The 25242-nt window shown below is 68.8% G+C and carries 22 protein-coding genes; 13 read left to right on the forward strand and 9 right to left on the reverse strand.

The window, feature by feature from the left end; translation table 11 throughout:
* Window positions 1-4: 4 nt before the first annotated feature.
* Both QHF83_RS28215 and QHF83_RS28220 read left to right on the forward strand, forming a co-directional pair.
* The gene (locus tag QHF83_RS28215; RefSeq protein WP_282421061.1) at window positions 5-838 is read left to right on the forward strand and encodes a maleylpyruvate isomerase N-terminal domain-containing protein; all 834 of its coding nucleotides are present in this window, start codon (window positions 5-7) and stop codon (window positions 836-838) included.
* Window positions 839-874: 36 nt separating this feature from the next.
* Window positions 875-1642: an SDR family NAD(P)-dependent oxidoreductase gene (locus tag QHF83_RS28220; protein WP_282421062.1), complete on the forward strand. Its 768-nt coding sequence runs from the start codon at window positions 875-877 to the stop codon at window positions 1640-1642.
* Between the two features lie 319 nt (window positions 1643-1961).
* Here QHF83_RS28220 and QHF83_RS28225 read toward each other — a convergent pair whose 3' ends face one another.
* From QHF83_RS28225 to QHF83_RS28235, 3 genes are all read right to left on the reverse strand, one after another.
* Entirely contained in the window at window positions 1962-2180 is a 219-nt protein-coding gene (locus QHF83_RS28225; RefSeq protein WP_282421063.1) for a hypothetical protein, read from the reverse strand.
* On the reverse strand, window positions 2177-3343 hold the full coding sequence (locus tag QHF83_RS28230) for an acyl-CoA dehydrogenase (RefSeq protein ID WP_282421064.1): 1167 nt from the start codon (window positions 3341-3343) through the stop codon (window positions 2177-2179). Before QHF83_RS28230 ends, QHF83_RS28225 begins: the two co-directional genes overlap by 4 nt.
* Before the next feature lie 155 nt (window positions 3344-3498).
* Window positions 3499-4014 (reverse strand): hypothetical protein, encoded by a 516-nt coding sequence (locus QHF83_RS28235; protein WP_282421065.1) that lies wholly within the window; start codon window positions 4012-4014, stop codon window positions 3499-3501.
* A gap of 223 nt (window positions 4015-4237) precedes the next feature.
* Between QHF83_RS28235 and QHF83_RS28240 the strand changes: the two genes are divergently transcribed.
* The gene (locus QHF83_RS28240; protein WP_282421066.1) at window positions 4238-5041 is read left to right on the forward strand and encodes a GDSL-type esterase/lipase family protein; all 804 of its coding nucleotides are present in this window, start codon (window positions 4238-4240) and stop codon (window positions 5039-5041) included.
* On the opposite strand, the gene pip is transcribed toward QHF83_RS28240, so the two are convergent.
* Window positions 5025-5996 carry a prolyl aminopeptidase gene (gene pip, locus QHF83_RS28245; protein WP_282421067.1) on the reverse strand — a complete coding sequence of 324 codons (972 nt, stop codon included), beginning with the start codon at window positions 5994-5996 and terminating at the stop codon, window positions 5025-5027. The two genes, QHF83_RS28240 and pip, sit on opposite strands and share 17 nt — an antisense overlap.
* A 69-nt stretch (window positions 5997-6065) precedes the next feature.
* Here pip and QHF83_RS28250 point away from each other — a divergent pair, with 69 nt between their 5' ends.
* The 4 genes from QHF83_RS28250 to QHF83_RS28265 all read left to right on the forward strand — a co-directional run bounded on the left by QHF83_RS28250 (window position 6066) and on the right by QHF83_RS28265 (window position 14752).
* Window positions 6066-9905: a serine/threonine-protein kinase gene (locus QHF83_RS28250; protein WP_282421068.1), complete on the forward strand. Its 3840-nt coding sequence runs from the start codon at window positions 6066-6068 to the stop codon at window positions 9903-9905.
* A gap of 452 nt (window positions 9906-10357) precedes the next feature.
* Window positions 10358-11143, forward strand: a complete 786-nt coding sequence (locus tag QHF83_RS28255) for a hypothetical protein (RefSeq protein ID WP_282421069.1) — start codon at window positions 10358-10360, stop codon at window positions 11141-11143.
* Between the two features lie 183 nt (window positions 11144-11326).
* On the forward strand, window positions 11327-13255 hold the full coding sequence (locus QHF83_RS28260) for a hypothetical protein (RefSeq protein ID WP_282421070.1): 1929 nt from the start codon (window positions 11327-11329) through the stop codon (window positions 13253-13255).
* Window positions 13256-13573: 318 nt separating this feature from the next.
* Entirely contained in the window at window positions 13574-14752 is a 1179-nt protein-coding gene (locus tag QHF83_RS28265; RefSeq protein ID WP_282421071.1) for a hypothetical protein, read from the forward strand.
* Between the two features lie 16 nt (window positions 14753-14768).
* Here the strand turns inward: QHF83_RS28265 and QHF83_RS28270 are convergent, their stop codons facing one another.
* Window positions 14769-15470 (reverse strand): hypothetical protein, encoded by a 702-nt coding sequence (locus QHF83_RS28270; RefSeq protein WP_282421072.1) that lies wholly within the window; start codon window positions 15468-15470, stop codon window positions 14769-14771.
* Between the two features lie 251 nt (window positions 15471-15721).
* Here QHF83_RS28270 and QHF83_RS28275 point away from each other — a divergent pair, with 251 nt between their 5' ends.
* From QHF83_RS28275 to QHF83_RS28290, 4 genes are all read left to right on the forward strand, one after another.
* On the forward strand, window positions 15722-16126 hold the full coding sequence (locus tag QHF83_RS28275) for an MYXO-CTERM sorting domain-containing protein (RefSeq protein ID WP_282421073.1): 405 nt from the start codon (window positions 15722-15724) through the stop codon (window positions 16124-16126).
* Window positions 16127-16207: 81 nt separating this feature from the next.
* Window positions 16208-17896, forward strand: a complete 1689-nt coding sequence (locus QHF83_RS28280; RefSeq protein ID WP_282421074.1) for an amidase — start codon at window positions 16208-16210, stop codon at window positions 17894-17896.
* A gap of 5 nt (window positions 17897-17901) precedes the next feature.
* Window positions 17902-19122: an FtsX-like permease family protein gene (locus QHF83_RS28285; protein WP_282421075.1), complete on the forward strand. Its 1221-nt coding sequence runs from the start codon at window positions 17902-17904 to the stop codon at window positions 19120-19122.
* Window positions 19122-19775: an ABC transporter ATP-binding protein gene (locus QHF83_RS28290; RefSeq protein ID WP_282421076.1), complete on the forward strand. Its 654-nt coding sequence runs from the start codon at window positions 19122-19124 to the stop codon at window positions 19773-19775. Before QHF83_RS28285 ends, QHF83_RS28290 begins: the two co-directional genes overlap by 1 nt.
* Here QHF83_RS28290 and QHF83_RS28295 read toward each other — a convergent pair.
* Window positions 19708-20808, reverse strand: coding sequence for an acyltransferase family protein (locus QHF83_RS28295; protein WP_282421077.1), 1101 nt, complete (start codon window positions 20806-20808; stop codon window positions 19708-19710). The genes QHF83_RS28290 and QHF83_RS28295 overlap by 68 nt on opposite strands.
* A complete protein-coding gene (locus tag QHF83_RS28300; RefSeq protein WP_282421078.1) occupies window positions 20808-21782 on the reverse strand; it encodes a hypothetical protein in 975 nt (324 codons plus the stop codon). The genes QHF83_RS28295 and QHF83_RS28300 overlap by 1 nt, the downstream gene beginning before the upstream one ends.
* A gap of 214 nt (window positions 21783-21996) precedes the next feature.
* Here QHF83_RS28300 and QHF83_RS28305 point away from each other — a divergent pair, with 214 nt between their 5' ends.
* Window positions 21997-22341 (forward strand): BPSL0067 family protein, encoded by a 345-nt coding sequence (locus tag QHF83_RS28305; protein ID WP_282421079.1) that lies wholly within the window; start codon window positions 21997-21999, stop codon window positions 22339-22341.
* 78 nt (window positions 22342-22419) lie between these two features.
* Here QHF83_RS28305 and QHF83_RS28310 read toward each other — a convergent pair whose 3' ends face one another.
* Window positions 22420-23892 (reverse strand): NAD(P)/FAD-dependent oxidoreductase, encoded by a 1473-nt coding sequence (locus tag QHF83_RS28310; RefSeq protein WP_282421080.1) that lies wholly within the window; start codon window positions 23890-23892, stop codon window positions 22420-22422.
* Window positions 23893-24130: 238 nt separating this feature from the next.
* On the opposite strand from QHF83_RS28310, the gene QHF83_RS28315 reads away from it, so the two are divergent.
* Window positions 24131-24493, forward strand: a complete 363-nt coding sequence (locus QHF83_RS28315) for a cupin domain-containing protein (protein WP_282421081.1) — start codon at window positions 24131-24133, stop codon at window positions 24491-24493.
* A 14-nt stretch (window positions 24494-24507) separates the two neighbouring features.
* Here the strand turns inward: QHF83_RS28315 and QHF83_RS28320 are convergent, their stop codons facing one another.
* Window positions 24508-25203 carry a DNA-binding protein gene (locus QHF83_RS28320; RefSeq protein ID WP_282421082.1) on the reverse strand — a complete coding sequence of 232 codons (696 nt, stop codon included), beginning with the start codon at window positions 25201-25203 and terminating at the stop codon, window positions 24508-24510.
* Window positions 25204-25242 lie beyond the last annotated feature (39 nt).

Consider the following 25242-nt stretch of genomic DNA (forward strand, 5'->3'; position numbering starts at 1 on the left):
CCGCGTGACGCCTCTGCCCCCCATCCCCACCGCGCACCTCTTTCGCGACGTCTCGCGAGCCCTCCACGACCTGCTCGGTTCGCTCGGTTCGGACGACTGGAGCAAGCCGACGGTCCACGCGACGCGGGACGTGAAGGATCTCGCGGCGCACCTGCTCGACGGATCCCTCCGGCGCCTGTCGTTCCAGCGGGACGGGCACGTCATCCCAGCGCCCGAGATCCGCTCGTTCGAGGCGATGGTCGAGTTCATCCAGCGGCTCAACACGGAGTGGATGCTGGCAGCGCGCAGGCTCTCGCCGCGCATGCTCATGGACATGCTCCGCCACGCCGACGAGGAGGTCGCCGTGCTCTTCGAGGGTCTCGATCCCGAGGGCCCAGCGATCTTCAGCGTGGCGTGGGCAGGCGAGGAGTGGTCGCAGAACTGGTTCGACGTGGCCCGCGAGTTCACGGAGAAATGGCATCACCAGCAGCAGATCCGCGACGCCGTGGGCAAGCCCGGCCTGAAGGAGCGGCGCTACATGCACCCGGTGATCGACGCCTTCCTGCGAGGCGCCCCGCACGCCTATCGTGATGTCCCGGCCGCGGACGGCGCCGGGGTCGATATCGTGATCACAGGCGAAGCGGGCGGTACGTGGCAGCTCGTGCGCGCCGCGGATCGGTGGGAGCTCGTGGCCTCACGCGAAACGCCGGCGCAAACGACGGTCGAGCTCGACGCGGATCGCGCATGGCGGCTCTGGACGAAGGGTCTCGACCCCACGAAGGCACGAGCCGAAGCCGTCGTGCGCGGCGACGAAGCGCTCGCGGCGCCGATCTTCCGCATGGTCACGATCATGGCGTAGCGTGCATCGGCGGCGCCTTCGTAGTAAGGCCTCGCCATGCACGTCGCCATCACGGGTGCGTCCGTCGGCATCGGGGAGGCCTTGGCGCGCGCGTTCGCCGCGAAGGGCGCGGTCCTCTCGCTCGTCGCGCGTCGCAAGGATCGGCTCGACGCCATCGCGCGCGAGCTCTCGGGCCGGGCCTTCCTCCACCAGGCCGACCTCTCCTTGCCGGAGCGCGCGACGGACTGGATCGCGCCAGCCGAGAAGGAGCTCGGTCCCATCGACGTGCTCGTGAACAACGCGGGCGTGCAGAACATCGAGCCGACGGAGCTCGCCGCCGTCGACGCGGGCGAGATGCTCCTGCGCCTCAACGTCCTCACGCCGCTGCGCCTCACGCGCGCCGTCTTGCCGGGCATGATCGCGCGGCGCAGCGGGGCGATCGTCGACATCGCCTCCATGGCGGCGGTCACACCCATGCCGGGCATGTATTATTACAATGCCTCGAAGGGCGCCCTGGCGAATGCTTCCGAGGGCCTGCGGGGCGAGCTGCGCGGCACGGGCGTGCACGTCGTCACCGTATATCCGGGGCCAGTCGACACGGACATGGGGCGCAAGGGCTACGACAAGTACGAGCACACGCTCACGTCGAAGCTCTCGCCCGTCGGCACGGCGGACGAGCTCGCGCGGCTCGTGGTGCGGGCCGTCGAGAGGAAGAAGGCGCGGATCGTGTATCCGCGCTCGTATGGCGTCGCGCTCTGGTTTCCGCGGATCGCGCGGTGGGTGACGTCGCGCTTCTCCCCGCCGATCAAGCGGTTGCCAGGCTGAACCGCTGCGCTGGGGCGTCGCCCCAGGCCCCACCAGGGGCTGTCCGCCCCTGGACCCGGACCAGCGCCAGCGCTGGACCTTTGGTGGAAGAACTGCGCTCCGCGCAGTTCTTCCAACGGGCCGGTGAGATCGCCCCGCCCGTCGCGACGCAGCGTTGCTGTCTTGGTTGGCAGGGTCGCTCGCGGTCTTGACTCGGCCTGTGCGATGAACTGCGCATCGCGCAGTTCATCGTCCTGGGTCCAGCCCCTGGCTGGTCCGGGTCCAGGGGCGGACAGCCCCTGGTCGGGTCCGGGGTGAAACCCCGGCGAGGCGCTTCCCTCTAAAAAAAACCGCCTTCGAGCATCGAGGCGAGTAGCTCCTCGTCTTCGGGGGATTTTTCGGTGCGGGCCTCGGTTGTGGGGGTGTCCTTGGCCGGGGGCGTGGCCGCGGGGGGAGTGGGCGGGGGCTCCCGGAAGTTTGGGCAGCCCCGCGTCGCGCACTCCACCGTCAAGACCCCCACGTAGGTCGCTCGCGCGCCGCAGCGGGGGCAGACGGTCATCCCTTCACCTCGTACTCGCTCTGCAGGAGCTTTGCGATCGTGGCGAGCTGCATGTTCGACGTCCCCTCGTAGATCTTGCCGATCTTCGCGTCGCGGTAGAACTTCTCCGCGGGGAACTCCTTCGTGAAGCCCACGCCGCCGAAGAACTCCACGCAGAGCGACGCCGTGCGCTCGGCGACCTCCGACGCGAACAGCTTTGCCATCGCTGCTTCCTTCACGAACGGCAGACCTGCGTCCTTGCGCCGCGCGGCGTTGTAGACCATCAGCCGCGCCGCCTCGATCTCCGTCGCGACGCGCGCGTACTGGAACTGCATCCCTTGGAAGCTCGCGATCGTCTGGCCGAACTGCTTGCGCTCGCCCATGTACCGCATCGCTTGATCGAACGCGCCTTGGCACAGACCGATCATCTGCGCGCCGATGCCGATGCGGCCCTCGTTCAGCGTCTCGATCGCGATCTTGTAGCCCTTGCCCACCTCGCCGAGCACGTTCTCGGCGGGCACCTCGCAGTCCTCGAGGACGAGCTCGCACGTGCTCGACGCGCGGATGCCGAGCTTGTTCTCCTTCTTGCCCACGGAGAAACCCGGGAAGCTCCGCTCGACGAGGAACGCCGTGATGCCGCGGTAGCCCTTCGACGGGTCCACGTTCGCGAGCACCAGGAAGAGCGAGCTCTCGTTCGCGTTCGTGATCCAGAGCTTGCGACCGTTCAGCACCCAGCGACCGTCCTTCTGCGTCGCGCGGGCTTGCAGGGCGAACGCGTCCGAGCCGCTTGCGGCCTCGCTGAGCGCGTACGAGCCCACCCAGTCCTTGCAGAGACGGGGCAGGTACTTCTCCTTCTGGGCGTCGTTTGCCCAGCGGAGGAGCGCGTTCGCGACGAGCGTGTTTTGCACGTCCACGAGCACGCTCACGCTCGGGTCGACGACGGCGAGCGCCTCGACGGCGAGGATCGCGTTGAAGAAGCTCGAACCGGCTCCGCCGTAGTTCTCGGGGATCTCGACACCCATCAGGCCGAGCTCGAACAGGGGCGGCAGGAGCGCGGGATCGAGCGCGCCCTTCTCGTCCATCTCGCTGACGAGCGGCGCGACGCGCTTCTTCGCGAAGTCGAGCACCGAGTCGCGGAAGAGCGTCTCTTCCTCGGACAGGTGCGTGAGCGGGGGATGCGACACGTGTGATCTCCTTGGGGTAACCCCAGGCGCCGTAGGGTCGGGGGTTCGGGGGCGCAGCTCGGCTTGTCCGAGCGTGGCCCCCGAGCGTCGAAAGAGGCGGCGGATTATGGGGGGGCGCGAGCGGGTCCGTCAACCGAGCCGACGAGGCGGCGCGTCTACCATTGCCAGCGCAATCGCACCATCGTCCCTGGGGCGAAATGGAAGGCCTTCTTGCCGTCGATGGGGGCGTCCTTCTCGTCGTTCACGGTGACCTCGAGGTTCTTGCCCTGGACCCAGGTCTCGCCGACCTCGCCTTCGGCCACGAGCAGCCAGTCGCTCTCGGCGCCTTCCTTGCCGACGACGCGGAAAACCTCGGCCCTGTTGCCCTTCTGCGGGACGGTTTGGCTCGTCGCCACGAGCGGCTCGATGAGCAACTTCTTGCCCGCCTTCGACTTGACTTTGCCGTGAATCTCCGCCTGGTGGACGACGACCTCGGTCGTGTACTTGCCGGGCTTCGGCTCGATGCTCGCGGCCGCCGTCGGCGCGGCCGTGGGCGTGGGCGTGGGCGCCGCGGGCGCGGTCGCGATGGGCTGCGCGGCCGTGACCTCGGGTTGCGGCGAGGCCGGGGGAGGGGGCGTCTGCCCACCTCCGCAGGCCGCGACGCCGAACCCGAGCCCGAGGGAGAACAACATTGAAAACGTCCACTTGATCGGTCGCATCTTTTTCGTCCCTCGCCTCTTCCGGCCCTGTGCCAGCGTCCTTGGTAGCGCAACTCGGGCGGGCCCCGCTAGCAGGATTTTGTCCTTGTCCGGGTGACGTTACGGAGGGTGGTCGGTGCGTCGATCAGAGTCGATTCGTTGACGATCGAGGCGCCGCCGTTCGATCGCGCCGGGGCCGTGATAAGAACGCGAAGCCATGCGTCGCCTTCGCCCTGCTTCGCTGTTCGTCCTCGCCGCGCTTGCTTGCTCCGGCTGCGCGGAGAGCGCATCGAATCCGAAGACTTCGCCCAGCGCGGAACGCGCGCCCGTGGCCACTTCCGCATCCGCGCCGGCATCCGCATCCGCGGCCGCCCCCGTTCCCGCTCCCGCGCCGCCCCGCGATTCTCGCCGCGCCTACATCGTCGCGGCGATGGGCGATTCCCTCACGGATGCCCGCTCCCACGGCGGAAAGTTCCTCGATTCCCTGCGCGCGCATTGCCCCGAGAGCCGGTTCGACAATTACGGCATCGGCGGACAGATGGTGAACCAGATGCACCGCCGCTTCGCGCGGGACGTCCTCGGCGAGCCTGCGCCCTCGGACAAACCGGCCTACACGCACGTGATCATCTTCGGCGGCGTGAACGACCTCTACAGCGACGAGACGGCCTTCCGCACGCCCAAGCTCATCCAGGCCGACCTCGCCGGCATGTACGCCCTCGCGAAGGGGCGCAACATGCAGGTCGTCGCGCTGACCGTCGCGCCCTGGGGTGGTTTTTCCAAATACTGGAACGACAAGCGGGCGGCGGCCACGGCGCAGGTGAACGATTGGATCCGGGCGCGCAAGGCCGCGGGCGAGGTCGATCACGTGGTCGACGCGTTCGCGCTGCTCTCGTGCGGCAACCCGAACTTGATCTGCCCCGACTATGCCGTGCCCTTCAAGGACGGGCTGCATTTCGGGCCGAAGGGGCACGAGAAGCTCGGCGAGGTGCTCCTGCGCGACGTGTTCACGAATTGCCGTTAGTGCCCGCAAAACGATCGGTCGCCTCGAGCTGAAGACGACTCATCTCCGCGTCGCCGGTATGCCCGCCGGGCACGAAGTGGAGCTCTGCGCCCGGCCATGCTTGGGCGAGCTGCCAGGCGACGTCCGCCGGCCCGGCGAGGTCGAGCCGGCCGTGGAGGAGGACGCCCGGAATCCCTGCCAGCCGTGATGCATTTCGGACGAGCTCGTCCTCTTCGAGCCACGCGGCGTGCGAAAAGTAGTGCGTCACCAGGCGGGCGAAGGCGATCATGTATCGTTCGTCGGACCAGCGTGGATTGGGCGAGACGTACCCCTCTTCGAGCGACAGCAACGCATCCTCCCAGGCAACCCAATCGCGGGCTGCCTGGAGCCGGACGCGAGGATCCGCGTGCTCGTTCAGGAGCCGGTCGTAGGCCGCGACCAGGTCGCCGTCGCGGTCGGCCGCTGGAACGCCGGCCCGAAAGCGGGCCCATTCCTCCGGGAAGTACCGCCCGACATCGTGGCTGAACCACCGGACGTCGGCCCGGCGGGTCAGCGCGATCGAGAGGAGAATCATCTCGGAGACCCGCTCGGGATGACGCTCGGCATAGGCAAGCCCGAGCGTGACGCCCCACGACGCGCCCCAGACGAGCCAGCGCTCGATCCCGAGGTGCTCGCGGAGTCGCTCGATGTCCGCGATCAGGTGGTGGGTCGTGTTTGCCTTCAGGTCGGTCGAGAAATCGCCGGCGTGGGGCGTGCTCCGGCCGCAGCCGCGCTGGTCGAACTGGACGAGCCGGTAGCGGTCCGGATCGAACCAGCGACGCCGCCCCGCGCTGCTGCCTCCCCCCGGCCCGCCATGGAGGGCGACCGCGGCCTTCCCGTTCGGGTTGCCAGAAACTTCCCAATGGATCGACTGGCCATCGCCGACGTCGAGCATGCCGGTTTCGTAGGGCTCGCGAGGCGGGTACGGTTCGCGCATGTCGTGCCTCCCTGGGGATTCGGATCGTGGCTCGTGTGGCCTTAGGTTGTAGCGCGCCGAAGGAGGCGCATGCAGTCGGGAGACGTCATCGACGATCGGTTCGTCATCGAGCGGCTTGCCGGCTCGGGGGGAATGGGCTCGGTCTTCCGGGCGCACGATCGCCTCTCCAGCGAGCCGGTGGCCGTCAAGGTGCTCCATGACCGGGAGCCCCGCGACATCGCGCGGTTCGATATGGAGGCGCGTGTGCTCGCTGGGCTCGATCATCCGGGCATCGTCCGGTACATCATGCACGGCATCACCGGCGCGGGCGAGCCCTTCCTCGCCATGGAATGGCTCGCGGGAGAGGATCTCGGCGCACGGCTCGCGCGCGGGAAGCTCACGATCGAAGAGAGCGTCGCCGTCCTCAGCGCGGCAGCCTCGGCCCTCGCGACGGCGCATGCGCGCGGCGTGGTGCACCGCGATATCAAGCCGGGCAACGTCTTTCTCGTGGATGGCGCGCTCGATCGCGTCAAATTGCTCGATTTTGGCCTCGCGCGTATGCCGCTTTCGCCACGATTCACCCGAACGGGCGTCGTGCTGGGAACGCCGAGCTACATGGCGCCCGAGCAGGCGCGCGGCGCGCCTTCGCTCGACGCGCGCGTCGATGTCTTCGCGCTCGGCGCCGTGTTGTTCGAGTGCTTGACCGGACAGCCCGCATTCCAGGGCGAGCACGTGATGGCCATCCTGGCGAAGGTCTTGCTCGAAGATCCTCCGCCCCTGCGGAAAATCCGGCCCGAGGTGTCGGTGCGGCTCGAAGCGCTGGTCGCGTGCATGCTGGCGAAGGATCCGGCCGATCGGCTCGCCGATGCGGGGGAGGTCGCGGAGGCGCTCGCCTGTCTCGATGCGCGGGACGCTTGGTCGTGGCTCTCCGAGGTGCCGCCCGCGGAGGCGCTGACGAGGAGCGAGCAACGATTGCTGAGCATCGTCGCCGTCGGCGCGGTGGCCGAGGAGGACGTCGAATCCACGCGCACCAGCCGAGGGGCGCTGGAGTCGGCCGCGGAGACGTTCGGCGCGCATGTCGAATGGCTGGCGGACGGCTCGATGCTGGCGGTCTTCATGAATGCGGCGAGCGCGTCGGATGTGGCGGCGCGGGCGGCGCGATGCGCGCTCCAGATGCGCCTGCGAGCGCCGGACGTGCCCGTTGCGATCGCGACTGGCCTCGGCGAGGTCGCGGAGGCTTTGCCGGTCGGACAGGTCATCGATCGGGCCGCCGCGCTCCTGCGCGCGGCGGGGCGCTGGGTGCTCGTCGACGAGGTGACCGCGGGGCTTTTCGACGCGCGCTTCGTGGTGGTGCGTGGGCCGAGCGGGCTGGAACTCCACCGCGAAGAGGAAATCAGCGCGACGGCGCGCACCTTGCTCGGCAAACCGAGTCCCTTCGTGGGGCGCGGACGAGAGCTGCGCGCCCTCCTCGACCTGCTCGACGAAGCCATCGCCGAGGGCATCGCACGCGCGGTGCTCGTGACCGGGCCGCCTGGAATTGGAAAGTCCCGCCTTCGCCAGGAGTTCGTTCGCGCGGCCTTCCAGCGCCATCCCGGGGTCGACGTGTGGATCGGGCGCGGCGACACGATGAGCAAAGGGTCGGCGTTTTCTCTCATTGGCTCGGCATTGCGCCATGCGTTCGTGATCGCGGGCCACGAGTCCATCGACGAGCGAAGGCGCAAGCTCACCGAGCGGGTCGCGCGCCACGTGGCCGAGCCCGAGGTCCGCCACGTGGCCGCGTTTCTCGGCGAGATGATGGGCACGCCCTTCCCCGACACCGACAGCGCGAAGCTTCGCGCCGCGCGCCTCGATGCGCGGCTCATGGCTGATCAGATTCAATTCTCCTTCCGGCAATTCATGGCCGCCGCGTGCGACGCGCATCCGGTCTTGCTCGTCCTCGATGACCTGCACTGGGGCGATCTTCCCTCGGTGAAGCTCATCGACGCGGCGTTGCGGGACCTCGCGGGCAAGCCGCTCGTCGTGGCGGCGTTCGGTCGTCCCGAGGTGCACGACGTGTTTCCCAAGGTATGGGCCGAGCGGGGGTTGTCCGAGATTCGCCTGGGCGAGCTGACCCCACGTGCCGCGGAGGAGCTCGCTCGAAGTGCGCTCGGGGGTACGGCCGAGCCTCGGACGATCGCGCAAATCGTGCAGCGCGCCGCGGGCCATCCGTTTTTCCTGGAGGAGCTCATCCGAGCGGTGGCCGAGGGGCACGGGGAGCAATTGCCGGAGACCGTGCTGGCCATGGTCGAGGCGCGCCTCGCAGCTCTCCCGTCCGACGCGCGGCGCGTGTTACGCGCGGCCAGCGTGTTCGGGGAGGTCTTCTGGTGCGGCGGCGTGGAGCACCTGCTCGGCGAGGGGGATGAGGCGCTCCGCGCGCACGAGTGGCTCGACATGCTGGCCGCGCGCGAGGTCGTGCAACGCAGCGAGGTGAGCCGGTTTCCGGGGGAGGAAGAGTATACGTTCCGGCATTCGCTCCTGCGGGAGGGGGCGTATGCGATGCTGACGGAGCCCGACCGCACGCTCGGGCATCGGCTCGCGGGAGAGTGGCTCTTGCAATGGGGCGAGGGCGACGCATTGCGCCTGGCGGAGCATTTCGAGCGGGGAAAGAGCCCGGAGCGCGCGGCGGCGTGGTATCTCGCGGCGTCGAGGCAGATGCTCGACGCCAATGACCTGCGCGGGGCGATCGCCTGCGTCGAGCGTGGCCTCGCCTGTGGCGCACCGAGGATGCTTCGCTCGGAGCTCCTGCTCGTCCGGGGCGAAGCCCGCGCGTGGAATGGGGAATGGGCGCTGGTCGGACCGGACATGGACGAGGCCCTGCAGGGGCTGACGCCGCGCCAGCCGCTCTGGTACACCGCAATGGCATACAGGGTCCTGAGCGCCGCGCTGTCCAATGAGCCCAGCGCGTTCTCCAACGACGTTCTGGCCCCGTTCGATGTGGAGCCGAGCCCCGCATGCGCAAGACACTTCGTCTATGCTCTCGGGCTCCTCTTCAAAGCCCTGATATTGCTCGGCAGGCATGACCTCGCCTGGCCCTACATGACGCGGATGGAGCAGGTGGGCAGCCGGATCGCGGAGGACGACCCTTGGGTCCGGGGCAAGCTGCAGGAACAGCGGAGCTTGGCGCTCCTTTACGATGGGAATCTCTGGGCAGGCCTCACGGCCGCCAAGGCTTCCCTGGCGAGTTATGAGCAAGCCGGCGATCGGTTGCATGCGGCCTCGAGCCGCTTGACCATCGATGCGTTGTTCATGTTCCTCGGGGCGTACGCGCGCGTGGAGGAGGACGTGCGCGCTTTACCTCGAGGCGACGAGGAGTCTGGTTTGTATTCCGTCGGGTGGAGGAGCCTTCTCGCGTCTACGCTCGCGGAACGCGGGGCCCTGGAGGAGGCGCGCGTGCTCGCGGAGAGCGTCCGAGACTTCACGGTCACGCTGGGCAGCCCTTATTACGAAAGCATCGCCCGAGAGAACCTTGCTTCCATCCTCCTGCGCGCCGATGACCTCGACGCGGCGGAGCGCGAGGCGCACGCGGCCAAGGCCCTCTCGGGCACGACGCCCTGGCGCGCGGCGGCGGAGGCGAGGCTCGCGGCCATCCTCCTTCGGCAGCAGCGCGCGGACGAGGCGCTCCGTCTCACCGAGGACGCGGTCACGCGGCGCGACGCGAGCGGCGGGATCGGACCTCATGACATGTACCTGCGCCTCGTCCACGCCGAGGCGCTCCACGCGACGGGCCATCACGCCCGCGCGCGGACCGTGCTGCTCGAGGCCCGCGACCTCTTGCTCTCGCGCGCGGCGAAGATCCAGGACCCCGAGCTGCGCCGGAGCTTCCTCGAAAACGTCTCCGAGAACGCGCGCATCCTCGTCCTCGCTGCCGCCTGGGAGCAAGCCGCCGCTTAGCTCGTCTGCGGAAGACGCCGGCGGCCGAGAGCAATCCATGTCACCAAATCTCCCCTCCGCGACCCCCGCGAAGCCGTCTCGCGCCCAAAAATCCGCCTCCCGCCCCCCGCGCCGCCGCCCTCTCCCGAACGGAAACCCCGATCGACCCCCGCGCCCCCGCCGTGCCGGAACGGAACACCCGATCGACCCCCGCGGAGCCGCCGTTTCGCCAACGGAACGCCCGATCGACCCCCGCGAAGCCGATTTTCCGCCAACGGAAGCCCAAATCGACCCCCGCGAAGCCGCCGTTCCGCCGACGGAACGCCTCCGCGAGCGTCGGGATCGTGCCTCCAGTCTCGCGGAACACCTTCGCGAGGCGTCCGAGCTGGACAGTTTGGGATCTGGACTCGTAAGCTGCCCCCCTCGACGCCCGGCTCTGAAAGCTCGGGCGCGTTTCATGAGGGAGGTCGTTCGTGGCGAAGAAGTCGAGGCAGGTCGATAACCGCATTCAATCGAGCGGGCACGTCATCAACGCGGCGAAGACACACGCCGAGCACGTCGCCGAGAACCTCGCGGCGCGCGCGAGCTTCGTGCAAGGGGCGAATACGAAAGCGACGAAGGAGGTCTTTCAGATCCTCCTCGCGTTCTTGACGGATACCCTCGGCGCCTCGTCCCAGTCCCTCGACCAGGCGGAGCTGCGTGTCCTCGCGGAGCGCGCCGACGACGTCGGCGTGCGCGAGGCGCGCGACGCGGCCGCCGCGGACCTGCTCCGCGCCGCCGTGCGCGTCAAATCGATGGTCTCGGACGCGCTCGGCACCGCCGGGCTCCACACCTACGGCCTCGCGGGAGAGACCCCGCGCGCGCCCCGCGAGCTCGCGAGCCACGCGCGGAGCGTGTCGGACCTGATGACGAACAAGCCCTTCCTGGTCACCGTGGAGGGCGTCACCTTCGACAGCGCCGCCATGGCCGCGACCCTGGACACCAAGGCCCACACCCTCGCTCAAGCCCTCGCGACCATGCTGCGCGAGGAGCAGGAGCTCGCCGATCAGCTCGGCCGTCGTGACAGCCAGGTGCTCGGGTGGATCGAGGACCACCAGGGCATCACCGACACCCTCGTCGGCCTCTTCCGTCTGGCCGGTCGCAAGGACCTGTCCGAGCGGGTGCGTCCGACGACCCGCGCGCTCGCCGGCGAGGAGATCACGCCGCCCGCCGAGACGACGAGCGAGGACCCGTCGGGCGGCGGACCGGCGCAGGGGTAGTGCGGCGCTCTGCTTCGTCGATCGGAGCACACGCGCGCGGCGGCTGGCACGAGAAATGACAAAACTTGGAGGGCGATCCGCCGTCTTGGGCAGGCTACGGGGCGGTCGCTACGCCGCCGAACGGTGGTTGGGGCGTCGCCCCGCTCCCCATCTCCTTACGCCTTCGGATCACGAGGATAGCGAATGAACAAACTCGTCGGAAGTATCTGGGTGGTGCGCTTTCTTCTATGTCTCGCCGTGCTCTGCACGGCCTGCTCGAGTTCGCCCCCGAGTGGGACGCCTGGCGGCAGCGGCGGCGGCGGCGGCGGCGGCGGCGGCAGCGGCGGCGGCGGCGGCGGCAGCGGCGGAGTCGCCGGTGCCGGCGGCGGAGAAGCCGGTGCCGGCGGTGAGATGCCGCCCCCCTGCCCCAAGCTGGAGGATCTCGACAACGCGAACATCGACATCCCCGCGATCACGCTGAGCGGCGCCATCACGGTCAACGGCGCCGTGCCGGCGACGGGGAACAATCGCAGCGCGGTGCGGCTCCGGAACCTCGAGACCGGAGACAGCGTGATGCTGGGGAGGCTCGGCGACGCAACCTACGTGGCCAAGTCGATCGTGCCCGGGACTTACGATCTCTATTATCACTGGGACACGACGGATTCGCAGGAGTATCCGCGGAACGAGGGCGTGCGGCTCAAGACCGGTGTCACGCTGACGAGCTCGCAGACGTTCGACGTCGATATCCCCGCAATCACGTTGAGCGGCGCGATCAAGGTCAACGGCAGCGTGCCGGCGGCAGGGAACCAGAGCAGCGGGGTGCGGCTCCGGAACCAGGAGACCGGAGACAGCGTGATGCTGGGGAGGCTCGGCACCGCAACCTACGTGGCGAAGCTGATCGTGCCCGGGACCTACGACCTGTATTATCACTGGGACACCTCGGATTCGCAGGAGTATCCGCGGAACGAGGGCGTCCTGCTGAAGACCGGTGTCACGCTGACGAGCTCGCAGACGTTCAACGTCGATATCTCCACGATCACGCTGAGCGGTGCCATCACGGTCAACGGGAGCGTGCCGGCGGCGGGGAACCAGGGCAGCGGGGTGCGGCTCCGGAACCAGGAGACCGGAGACAGCGTGATGCTGGGGAGGCTCGGCGCCGCAACCTACGTGGCGAAGCAGATCGTGCCCGGGACCTACGATCTCTATTATCACTGGGACACGACGGATTCGCAGGAGTATCCGCGGAACGAGGGCGTGCGGCTCAAGACCGGTATCAAGCTGACGAACTCGCAGACGTTCAACGTCGATATTCCCGCAATCACGCTGAGCGGCGCGATCAAGGTCAACGGCAGCGTGCCGGCAGCGGGGAACCAGAGCAGCGCGGTGCGGCTCCGGAACCAGGAGACGGGAGACAGCGTGATGCTGGGGAGGCTTGGCACCGCAACCTACGTGGCGAAGCTGATCGTGCCCGGGACCTACGACGTCTATTATCACTGGGACACGTCGGATTCGCAGGAGCTGCCGCGGAACGAGGGCGTGCGGCTCAAGACCGGTGTCATGCTGACGAGCTCGCAGACGTTCAACGTCGACATCACCACGATCACGCTGAGCGGGGCCATCACGGTCAACGGGAGCGTGCCAGCAGCAGGGACCAAGAGCAGCTCGGTGCGGCTCCGGAACCAGGAGACGGGAGACAGCGTGCTCCTGGGGAGGCCCGGCGACGCAACCTACGTGGCGAAGCTGATCGTGCCCGGGACCTACGACGTCTATTATCACTGGGACACGACGGATTCGCAGGAGCTGCCGCGAAACGAGGGCGCCCGAATCAAGACCGGAGTCACGCTGACGAGCTCGGAAACGTTCAACGTCGACATTCCCGCAGTCACGCTGAACGGCGCCATCACGGTCAACGGGAGCGTGCCAGCAGCAGGCGACAAGAGCAGCGCAGTGCGCCTCCGGAACCTGCAAACCGGAGACAGCGTGATGCTAGGAAGGCCCGGCGACGCAACCTACGTGGCAAAGCCAGTCGTGCCCGGGACCTACCACATCTATTATCACTGGGTCTCCACGGATTCGCAGGAGCTGCCCCGGAACGAATCAGCCCGCCTGGGCTGCGTGCTGATCGCGCCCTGATCGCGCCGCGCCGGGGTTTCACCCCGGGCCCCGACCAGGGGTTGTCCACCCCTGGACCCGGACCAGCGCAAGCGCTGGACCCTGGGTGGAAGAACTGCGCGATGCGCAGTTCTTCCAGCGGGACTACGTCGCCGGTCGAAAGGTCGGCGCGGCTGGCTTGGTTGGCAGGGTGGCTTGCGGTCTTGACGCGGCCTGTGCGATGAACTGCGCATCGCGCAGTTCATCGTCCTGGGTCCAGCCCCTGGCTGGTCCGGGTCCAGGGGCGGACAGCCCCTGGTGGGGCCTGGGGCAACGCCCCAGCGCAACGGCTTCAACAACATGGCGTTCGTCGAGGATCTGAAACAGGGACAGCGCGGCGTTCGGTTCGCCGTCCCGCGGGGGTTCGAGGTCGCGGAGGAGACGGAGCGCTCCGCCATGCTCGTAGACAAGGGCCGCGGATTTTCCCTTTCGCTTGGGGCTTTCACGCATCGGCTCGACCTCCTGCCTGCGCATGACGCGCTCCTCCGGCGCGACGTCGAGCGGCACGCGCGTGACCTCTTCGAGACGTACTTCCGACAGGCGCCGCCTGCGGATCCGAAGGCGCGCCCGCGCACGGAGGACAAGGCCTGGTCGCCGGTCGTCGAGACCCTCCCGGTGAACCTGGGCGCTGCGCGCGTGCTCCGCGTGGTGCATCGCCTTTGGTACGAACCGGGCCGCGAGACCTTGATGGGCCACCTCCTCGTCCCGCTCGCGCGTGGCCTCTTCGAGGTGCGCGTCCTTCCGCCCACGTCGCGGCTGACCGGCGTGCGCGAGGCGGCTGTGGCCGATCGCGCGACGGCGGCGCTTGCCGGCACGGATCCCGCGGCCTTCTTGCGGGGCATCGATCAACGCGCCTCCGACGATCCCGCGCTCGACGCCTCGTTCCCGCGGCATCCGCTCAGCGTGGCCCGGAAAGGATTACGATTCGTGCTCGAAGACGCTGGCCTCGAGATCCTCGAGCCCGACGTGCAGACGCGCCCCGGCGAGGTCGAGGTCTCGGCTGCTGGGTTCGCCGTCACGCCGCCGCCTCGGTATCGGCACGTGGCAAAGGATCCGCCTTCTCCGAAGCTTGCTTCGTGGAGCCGGGTTTCTTTCTCGGGGACCGATGGGATCCAGCTCCTCACGGTCTCGCGCACCGGGACGCGCCTCGCCGAGCGCAATGGGCGAAAGCTCGCGCGGATCGCGGAGGACCTCACCCGCGCGGCCGTGCCTGCGGGCGCCGAGGGCGTGCGCGTGAGTGCCGTCGCGCTCCCGGACGAACGCGGGCGCTCGCATGCGGAGACGTATCATGCCTATGTGAAGGGCGCGTCTCGGCAGCAATCGCTCTTTCGCTGGTTCACCGAGCCGGACGGCGAGGTCGTGATGATCGCGATCGGCGCGGCGATGTGCGTGCCCCTGGACGAGCTCGCGGACGACGCGGAGGCCGTGGTGCGATCGTTCCGGCGACTCGGGGTGAAGAAATGGTGGCAGATTTTCTGAGCCGTCGGCTGGGGGCTCAGTCGTTCTTCTTCTCGTCGAACTCGTCGTAGTTCGGCTGCGCGCCGAACGTAATGGCGAGGCCGCCGTGGATGCCGGGCATGGTGGTGTACTTGGAACTGCCGTAGACGGTCAACTCTGGCGTGAGCGCGATGTTCGGCGTCACGCGGACCTGCACGCCCAGGCCGACCTCCGGCATGACGCTCCAGACATCCTTCTCGCAATACGGCGGATAACAACCGTAGTCGTAGTCCTCTTCGCTGACGTCCGCGAGGACGGCCGCGTTGGCGTGCACGAAGAGGGACACGGTCTTCGACGTGTTGAAGCCCAGGGAGAGCGGCGCCGCGAAGCGGACGATCTGCGTGACCTCGTCGAAGCCGTAGGACATCGACGGGAACACGCCGTAGTAGACGCCGGGGGTAAAGGCCATGTCCACGTCCTTCGTGCGCAGGAAATTCAGCTTCACGTCCGCGCCCAGAAAGGGCCCGACCATGATCCCGACGTCCACCCGATCCGCGGCTCCGATGCGGAGCTGATACCGCGGGTGCAGATCGCCGGGCTCGCCATTGAAGCGAAAATCGAGGGAGCCCTCGAGCGCCACGGTATGCGAGACCGTGCCCCGCGGGATCGTGCGCGGCGTGGCGTACTGGTTCCCGGTGCAACCGGTGAGCGCCGCGAAATGGGCCAGCAAAAAGAAAGAAGCGAAGATTCGACTCGACATGCGGAGCCTCCATGCGCCGGCGATCGGGCGCGCCCCATGCGAGGTTCGAGTGCAGGACACGTGCCAGCACCGAGATTGCCGCGCCGAGGGGATCACGCGCGCATCTGCGCGAGGAGACGTTTTCCTGGTGTTGCACCGCATTCACGCCCCGCGACGTGGTTGTCGTGGGAGCACCACTTGCCACGGAGAAACGAACGGATCCTTTCGACCGCGACGGCGATCCGGAGATACGATGCGAGCCGGAGGCCCTCATGCGCCGCATATTCGATGCCCTCTCTTGCCCCGTCGCCTGGTCGCTCGCCGTGCTCCTCGTCGTCGGGTGTGGGGGGCGTGAATCCGCCCCGGATCAGGGCTGGTTCGGGCCGTTTCTGGAGTCGCAGGCAGCCGGCGGAAGCGGAGGCAGCGGAGGCGAGGCCGGAAGCGGAGGTACGGCCGGAAGCGGAGGCAGCGGAGGCGAGGCCGGCAGTGGAGGCGACGCCGGCAGCGGCGGGACCGACAGCGATGCGGGGACAGACGTCGACGCCGGAACCACGACGTACCGATCCACGGGCGGCGGATGCGCGTGCCACGTCGGGGCCTCCTCCGAGGCGCCGCGTGGGCTCGTCCTGCTCGGGCTCGTGCCGCTCCTTGCATCCCGGCGGCGAAGGCGCGCGTGAACGCCCGCGGGGCAATGGTTCCTTGCTGCAAACCCGCGGCCCATGGCCTAGGATTCGCCCTCCTCGCCCGGAGCGTTTCCCATGACGTACGATCTCAAGACCGCCAATGCCCCCCGCATGACCGGCTTCGCGCTCGAAGCCGCAGCGCTCGCCCTCGAAAATCCGGCGACGGGGCAGCTCCTCGGGCAGAAGCTCCTGAAGGACCTCGGTATCCTGGATCTCCGGTACACGGACCTCCGCGACGCGCCCTCCGTGGTGCCGAGCCTGCCGCGACCCGCGAGCTTCACGGCCTCGGCCGCGCCGCCGGTCGACCTCGAAGGCCTCGCGCGTTCGGCCCAAAAAACCAAAGGGTTCGCCTTCGAGTCGGCCGCGGACTTCGTCGCCGCCTACCGCGAGGGGCGCGCCGATCCGGTGAAGGTCGCCGAGCGATTCCTGGAAGCCGCCCAGCGCCTCGACGCGGGCGAGCGCCCGCTCCGGGTGTTCATCGAGCGAAACACCGACCGCCTGCTCGCCGCGGCCCGCGAGAGCCGCGAGCGATATCGCAAAGGCGCGCCCCTCGGCCCGCTCGACGGCGTGCCCGTGTCCGTCAAGGACGAGCTCGACGTGGAAGGGTATCACACCACCGTCGGCACGCGGTTCTTGAAGCTCCGCCCCTCCGAGGACGCGACCACGGTCCGCCGCTTGCGCGAGGCGGGCGCGTTGATCCTCGGCAAGGTCAACATGCACGAGATCGGCATCGATACGTCGGGATTCAATGCCCACCACGGGACGCCGACGAACCCGTATGCGCCGGGCCATTACACGGGCGGCTCGTCGAGCGGGTCGGCCGCGAGTGTCGCGGCCGGGTTCTGCCCGATCTCGATCGGCGCCGACGGCGGCGGCTCGATCCGCATTCCCGCCGCGCTCTGCGGCATCGTGGGGCTCAAGGCGACGTGGAGCCGCATCAGCGAGCACGGCGCATTTCCGCTCTGCGCGAGCGTCGGCCACGTCGGCCCGCTCGGCGCGACGGTGCGGGACGTCGCCCTCGCGTATGCCCTCATGGCCGGCCCTGATCCCAAAGATCCGAATTCGATCCACCAGCCGCCGCACCACCTCGACGGCCTCGGCCGGGACGATCTCGAAGGCGTGCGCATCGGCGTGTATCGGCCCTGGTTCGAGCACGCGGCGCCCGAGATCGTCCGCGCCGCGGAGGGGGCGCTCGATGTCTTCCGCGCCCGCGGCGCGCGGATCGTCGAGATCGAGATCCCCGAGCTCGAGCGCGCGCGCGTCGCGCAGGGCGTGACCATTCTCTGCGAAATGGCCTCGTGCATGGCGCGGCACGACGCGGAGCACCGGCGAGCGTTCGGGCTCGGCGTGCGGATCAACCTGGCGATGGGGCGTGCGCTCGCGGGCATCGATTACGTGCAAGCCCAGAAGGTGCGCACGCGGTTTTCCGAGCACCTCGCGCGGGTGTTCCAGGCGGTCGACGTCGTCGTCACGCCGACGACCGCGCTCACGGCGCCGCGCATCGCGGACGACGTGTTTCCGCGCGGCGAGAGCAACCTGGAGGTGACGAGTGGGCTCATGCGGTTCGTCTATCCGGCGAACCTCACGGGCAACCCCGCGCTCTCCGTGCCCGGTGGATACGACACGAGCGGGCATCCGATCGGCATTCAGCTCCTCGGTCGTCCCTGGGAAGAGCACCTCCTTTTGCGCATGGGTGAGGTGCTCGAGCGAGAGGTCCCGCGGAAGGCGCCGGCGATTCACGTGCGCCTGCTCGACGGGGTCTGACGCGGATGGAGCCAGCCCCGCTCCCGCGTTCGCGCGCCCGCCTCGGGCCGCTCCTCTTGCTCGCCCGAAGGAGCCTGCTCGGGAGCCGCTTCACGTTCGCGCTGCTCGTCCTTTCGGTCGCCGCGGGCGCGGGATTCCAGATCCCCAATACGTCGAACCTCGCTGGCTTCTCCGAGGCCCTGCTCGAAGAGGAGCTGCGCCACGGGGCCGGCGACGTGCGCGTCGAGCCGCGGGACGAGCGGCACTTCGATGACGGCGCCGCCGCGGCCGCGAAGGTCTCCGAGGCCGCGGACACGCCCGTCCGCGCCGCCGTCCCCGTCCTCGTCCTGCCCGGCGCCGTCGGCAAAGGCGGGCGATTCCGGAATGCGCTCGTCTACGGCTACGATTTCCCCGGCGATCCCGCGCTCCGGCCCTTCCACCTCACGGACGGCGCACTCCCCGCGCGCGGCGATTCGAACGGCGTGCTCATCGGCACCTCGCTCGCGAATCGGATCGGCGTGAAGGTCGGCGACGCCGTCGATCTGCGTGTCATCCTCGGCGGGCCGCCCGGCGCCGCCGGTGAGCCCGTGGGCGCGACCGTGATGACCGTGCGTGGCCTCGTCGCGGGCAGCGCCGGCGCCTATCGCAGTGTCTTCCTCGACCGCGGCTCCCTCGCCGAGAAGACCGGCACCCCGGCCGCCGCCTCCGTCGTTCACGTCCACCTCGACGACCACTTCGCCGCCTCGGCCCTCGCCTCGCGCCTCGAAGCCCGCCTCCCCGAGGCCCGCGTCGTCGGATGGCGCGAGGACGACCCGTACGTGACGAACTACCTCGCCGCGAACCAAACCGTGAACGCCGTCTCCTACGCGATGGTCGTCGCGGCGATCAGCATCCCCGTCTGGGCCCTGTTCCACATCCACGTCCTCGGCCGCCGCCGCGAGATCGGCATCCTCGCCGCGCTCGGGTTCTCGCGCCGCGAGATCTTCGGCCTGTTCCTGCTCCAAGCCCTCGTCGTCGCGCTCGTCGGGCTCGTCGTCGGCGCGGCGCTCGGCTACGGGATGCTGCTCTACTTCCAGGCGCACCCGATCTTCTCGTGGGAGGCGCTCGTGGTTCGTCCCGTCATCACGGTCGCGGTCCTCGCGGGGCCGTGCCTCGCCGTCCTCGCCACCACCCTGCTCGCCGGCAGCGTGCCCGCCTGGCGCGCGGCCCGGACCGACCCGGCGCGGGTCCTGCGCAGGATCGACTGATGGCGACGGTGCTCCGCTGCGAGAGCCTCGTGCGTCGCCTCGGCGAGCGTGACGTCGTCCGCGGCGCCTCGCTCGACCTCGACGAGGCCGAGTCCGTCGCGCTCGTGGGTCCGAGCGGCTGCGGCAAGACGACGCTGCTGCAGATGATCGGCCTGCTCGATCGGCCCACCGCGGGCCGCGTGGTCCTCGCTGGTCACGACGCCTGGTCACTCTCGGATGCAGTGCGCGCCGAGCTGCGCCTCGCATGGATCGGGTTCGTGTTTCAGCAGAACAACCTCGTCGAGACGCTGAGCGCGCGGGAGAACGTGGCGCTGCCCGCGTGGCGGCTCGGGGCCTCGCGCGGGGAAGCGGAGCGCTCGGCGGATGCGCTCCTCGAAAGGTTCGGTCTCGCCGCGCGTCGCGACGCGCTGTCCTCCGAGCTCTCCGTGGGCGAGGCGCAACGCGTGGCCATCGCCCGCGCGCTCGTGAACCGGCCGCGCCTCGTGCTCGCCGACGAGCCGACGGGCAGCCTCGACAGCGCCTCGGCGGACGTCGTGATGGAGGCGCTCACCGCGGCTGCAGCGCTCGGCGCGGCGCTGCTCGTGGTCACGCACGATCCGCGGATCGCGGCGCGAGCAGGGAGGACCGTTTCGATGCGCGACGGGCGGCTCTGAGGAGCAGGAACGCGCCGAGACAAACACCCGCCGCGATCGTCACGACGCCCGCGTACTTCAAGGGCCCCGGCCACGCGAGGCGCGACGCCGCGATCTGGAGGAAGACGACGATCGGCAGGTGTGTGACGTACACGAAGTACGAAGCGTCGGCGAGCAAGCGGACGAGCGGACGCGCGCGGTTCACGAGCCGGCCGCACGCGCCCAGGAGAACCGCGACGGCGAGGCACGAGAACGCCGCGCTCGTGACGAGCGCCCACGTGGGCGCGCGCGCCGGTGCGCCCGCCGCCGTGCTCGCGACGAGCGCGGGGACGAGCGCGGCGAGCAGGACGAGCGCGAGCCCCGCGAGCCACGGGAGCCTGCGCGCATACGCCGCGAGGTCATCGGGAGCGAGCAGCCAGCCCCATGCGAAAAATACCGCGAAGTAGGCCGCGATCAGAGGTTCGACGAGGAACGAGAGCGGCGTGTCGAGCTGGAGTTTTCCCGCGACGAGGAGCAGCGCCGAGACCGGGAGGATCGCGATGACGGGCAAGGCGAGGGGCGAACGAAGAGGTCGTCGTGGCAGGACGGCGGCGAGCGTGGAGAGCAGGAGGAGGTAGTAAAGGAACCAGAGATGCGCGAGCGTGACGGGTAGCTCGGACGCGCGCAGCGCGGGCACCTGGCTTCCCACCGCGGCGCGACCTTCGAGCGTGCGCCCGTGGTCCCAGAGCGCGTTCATCGCCGCGGAGACCGGCACGAGCGCCACGAGCAGCGGCACGAGCACACGCGCGGCCCGCTCGCGCGCGAAGCCTCGGAGGCCCCGGCGCAGGACGATGCCACGCGAGACCATGCCGGAGAGCAGGAAAAACGCCGGCATCAGGAAGGCGCGGCCCACCCACACCACGAAGTCCGCGGCGAGGTGTGTCGAGCGATCCTTGATCGCCCAGCCGATCGGCGTCTCCAGGAACGAGAGCAAGCCGTGCACGAGGAGGACGAGCGCCGTGGCGAAGGCCCGCGCGCCGTCGAGGGCGTGGATGCGCGCCTCCTCGCGCTCCATTAGCCGCGTGTCCCCGCGGGGCGCTCGGCGTGCTCGCAGAGCAGCCCTCCGAGCAGGTGGAACTCGAGGTAGGCGCGCGCGACGTCGATCGCGCCATCCATCCGCGCGCTCTTGCCATCGAGGCCGATCTCGCCCTCGCCCTTGTGGAAGCGAAACGCGAGCGTCTCGCCCGCGCCGAGCCCGCGCGTCATCACCGGCTCGAGCAGCGGCTCCCGGTCGAGCCCGAACAGGAACAGATCCCGCTGCACGATCGACGAGAGTTTGTCCGAGAGCGCCGTGAGCGAGAGCTCCCACGCGCCCTCGCGCAGCATCGCAGCGACGGATCCTTGACGGATGAGCTCGGCGTTGGCGCCGTCGAGCGATCGCAGCTCCGCGCGCACGAGCATCCACGCGAGCCCGAGCGCGCCGAAGCCGAGCGAGAGATCCGCCACGCGATAGCCTTTCCGACCCGGGTCCTGAAACGAGCCGCGCGTGTTGTCGCGCATGGCCATGAACGCCTTCACCACGCGGTGCATGAACGACGGCTCTCGCACGAGCGCGAGCGCGCGTTCTTTCGTGTAGACCGTCTCGGGCCGCGACCCTCCTTCGACGATCACGTCGAACGGCTCGAAATCGGCGTCCGCGAGAGGCTCCTGCGTGCGCAGGTGCCGGTGCAGATCGAGCGACAGCGCGTCGCCTTTCTTGAAGATCTCGAGATGGATCGCGAGCGGCGTCCGCGCGCCCGTCGTGGTCGTCCCGTCGGCGAGGAACTCGAGATCCGCGATCAGCGTCTTTTCCGGGTAGCGGCGCGTGTTCGTCACCGTGATCCGCCGCGCGCGCCGATCGATCGTCACCTCGGTGTCGTCGTTCTCCAGCACGAGTCGGTTGCTGTCGTTCGCGTCGCGGCGGCCGACGCCGGCGAGCGGACAAACGACGCGGCCGGGAAAATATCGTACGCCCCGTTTCCGATGGGTCTCGATGTCAGGAAACATCACGATGGTCCTGCTGGAATCATGCCGCGGGCGTGGTCCGGGAGCGGGTCGAAAAGCATAACGCACCTCGTCGAAACTGCGTTGTGTAAGTCATCCAACGAAGAAATCATGGGAAAAGGAACGCGAGTGGCTTGTGGGCCGGCTCTGATCGCTTGTACCCTTTTCCGGTTCCGTGGCGCCATGTAGCGCCACCACAAACTCGAGAGAGGAGCCCTTCATGGCGTATCGCACGAACACCCCGGAGCTTTACGAAGGCAGGCATTACGGCGAGAGCGAGCAGTGCGTGGCGCTCGTCAAGTACGCCTGCGGCGCGCCGCATACGTCGGCGTGGAAGAAGGGCGCCCAAGTGATCGGCAACGCGGAGATCCGGTCGGGTACGGCGATCGCGTGCGGCTGGGAGGGCGACCGGTACATGAGCCGCGCCCGCGGCAACCACGCGGCGATCTACCTCGGCCAGTTCGGCAATCAGATCGAGGTGGTGGATCAGTGGTCGGGTACGCCGGCCGGTCGCCGCTACAAGACGCACAAGCCCGAGAAGGCGTACCACGTCATCGAAGGCTGATCCCCGAGCCCTCTCGGACACGAAAGCCCGCCCGTGCCTCCTGGCGCGAGCGGGCTTCGTGTTTTCAGGACGGGAAGATCAGCCGTTCTGCAGGATCTCGTCGACGGCGCGCTTGGCGCTCTCGATCGCGCCCTGCATCCAGCCGGCCCAGATCGAGGTGTGCTCGCCGGCGAAATGGATCCGGCCCTCGGGCCGCGGGAGGACGGCCAGCATCCACCACTGATTCGGCAGGATCTCCGTCCACGCGCCCTGCGCCCACGGATCCTCGGCCCAGACCTTCATGTGGAACGAGAGCTTCTCGGCCTCGATGTCCGGGAAGAACTTCGCCAGCTCGGCCTGGATGTACGCCTCGCGCTCGGGCGCAGCGATGGCCGCGAAGTCGTCGGCATTCTTGTCTTGCAGGTACGCGAGCAGGATGCCCGTGTCGCCAGGCTGGGTCGCCGTCAGATCCCAGATGCGCTCGGCCTTCGTGTCGGTCTTCGCGAGCTTGAGCCCGCCGAGCTCGCCGAGCGGATCGTTCTTCCAGAATCGCGTCTTCGTCTGGAACATGGCGCGCGACGAGGTCATCATGTGGACCTCGTCCATCGCCTTCTGCTTGTCGTCCGGCAGCGCGGGCGAGAACGCGACGTCGCGCAGCGGCTTGAGCGGGATCGTGCAGATGAGGTAATCGGCCTCGTAGGTCTCCGACATGCCCTTTGCAGAGGCGGTGACCGTGACCTTCGTTTCGTCCTGCGTGATCGATTTCACGACCCGCTCGAACAGCACCTTGCCGTCGAGCTTCTCCGCGAGCTTCTGCGCGATGAGGTCGTTGCCGCCCTGGACGTGGTAGGTGAGGCTCCAGTCCTGGTCCGCGGTCTCGAGCGCCATCCACGCGAGGACGCCGATCTTGTAGACCTCCGTGCCGTTGTCGGACGCATAGAGCGGGATCCACGCGTCGGTCGCGCCCTTGTCCTTGAGGTAATCGGTCCAGACCATTCCGTCGTATTTCTCGACGATGCCGGCGAGCGGGAAGCTCCCGTCCCGGGGATTGCCGAATTCGGCGAAATTGGCCGCGATGTATGTCGACCACATGCCGAGGCCCTCCATGGCCTCCTCGGGCGACAGGCCCGGGAGCGGCCACGGCGTGCCCTCCGTGTGGACGAAACGATTGCCCCCCAGGTAATAGAGCGGCGTCCCGTCCGGGAACTCCTCGAGCTTCAGGCCGAGCTCCTCGACGTAGCCGATCGTGTGGTCGTGCACGTCGGGGATACGCGTCGCCCCGAGCTCGGCATACTGGCCGTTCTCGAAGCCCTCGCGCTGGGTGTGGACCCGGCCGCCGGCGCGCGCCTGCGCCTCGAGCACGGTGACGTCCCACCCCTTCTTCATGAGCTCGTAGGCCGCCGAGAGCCCGGCGAGACCTCCGCCGAGGACGAGCGCCTTTTTCGTCGATGCAGGCGGATTCGCCGGCGGGTTCCCATCGTCCGGCCCGCAGCCCGGCAGGTACACGGCGACGCCGGCGGCAGATAGGAGCTCGAGGAAGCGACGGCGATCGAACCTGGTCTTGCTTTTCATGAGGACCTCTTTGCGCTGCGCCTCATCCGCGCCGGGAGCAGCGCTCCCCCCCCATGCCCCAATCCCGTCCCTGCGGCAATCGGGCTCGCACGGTATCCGCGTATCCTTCCTCTCCTCTATGTGTTCAATTTTACTAGGTTATTGTACTGCGCCAAACGAATGACGAGGCAATGGTTCCCCCTCTCACGTGGTTGCGAAAAGATTGACGCGGGCGTGCGTCTCGGCTTACGCCCCTCGCATGCCGACCTTCATCGAGAAGCCGAGCCGCATCGAGGCGGCCGGGAACAAGCCGAAGCTCATCGACGAGTACGTGGGGCGCGTCAACACGGGGACCGATAGCCTGAGCGTGGCGCACATGCGGAGCCCCGGGGGCTGGGTCGAGCCGGGGCAGCGGCCGGCGTTCGACGAGTTCACGGTCGTGCTGCGCGGGACGCTGCACGTCGAATACGAGGGAGGATCGGTCGACGTGCGCGCAGGTCAGGCGATCATCACGCACAAGGGAGAATGGGTCCGCTACAGCACGCCCGGCGAGGAAGGCGCGGAGTACATCGCGGTCTGCCTGCCGGCGTTCTCGCCCGCGACGGTGAACCGCGACGCCTGACGCTCGGCAGGCTGTCAAGGCGAGGGCGGCGGCGTGAGCACGAGATCCGCCGCCCCACGCGGGGCAATCTCGTAGCGATCGAGGTATTGCTGCGAGAACCCCGTGATCTCCACGGCGGCGCCCTTCGTGAGCTTCGTCGTGTCGATGAGGGGCTTTTCGCCCGCAAAGCACACGTAAATCTCGACCTCGCCGGAGCCGTCGTCCACGTAGGCTTTGATGCCATAAGGTTTGTCCTCGACGATGGCGTTCGAAACGAGGCCCTTGACGCGGACGAGCTGGCCTTCGGTCGATTCGCCGACGTCGCCGGTCGCGACGTCCTTCGGCGTGACCGCCTCGACGCCTTGCAGGATCTCGGGGCCGGAGGCGTTCGTGACGAGCACGGTCTGCTTGGAGACCTGCTGGATCTGTCCGATGACGCGGACCTTGGCGCCGATGAGGATCTTGAGCTCGTCGTAGAGGCTGACATAAATGCCGCCGGTGTCATCCTGGACCGCGAATCCGAAATCGCCGGTGGCGGTGAGGAACGTGCCCGGCGTGACGGAGACGAAGCCCTCGATCTGCGTGTATTGGTTGGCGCCGAGGGCGCGCGCTTCGGCGATGGGGACGAGGTCCGGAGGGGGGAGCTCTTGCGACTGCGGGAGCTCGTTGTCGGAGCAGCCAGCGAGGAGCGCGGCGAGAGGAAACACGAGGAGGAGTGCGCGGTGATGCATGCGCTTCCTGTACCGCGCCGGGGTCGGGCCGCGCAAGGC

This window comes from Polyangium sp. 15x6 (assembly GCF_029960785.1).
Taxonomy (GTDB): Bacteria; Myxococcota_A; Polyangia; order Polyangiales; family Polyangiaceae; genus Polyangium.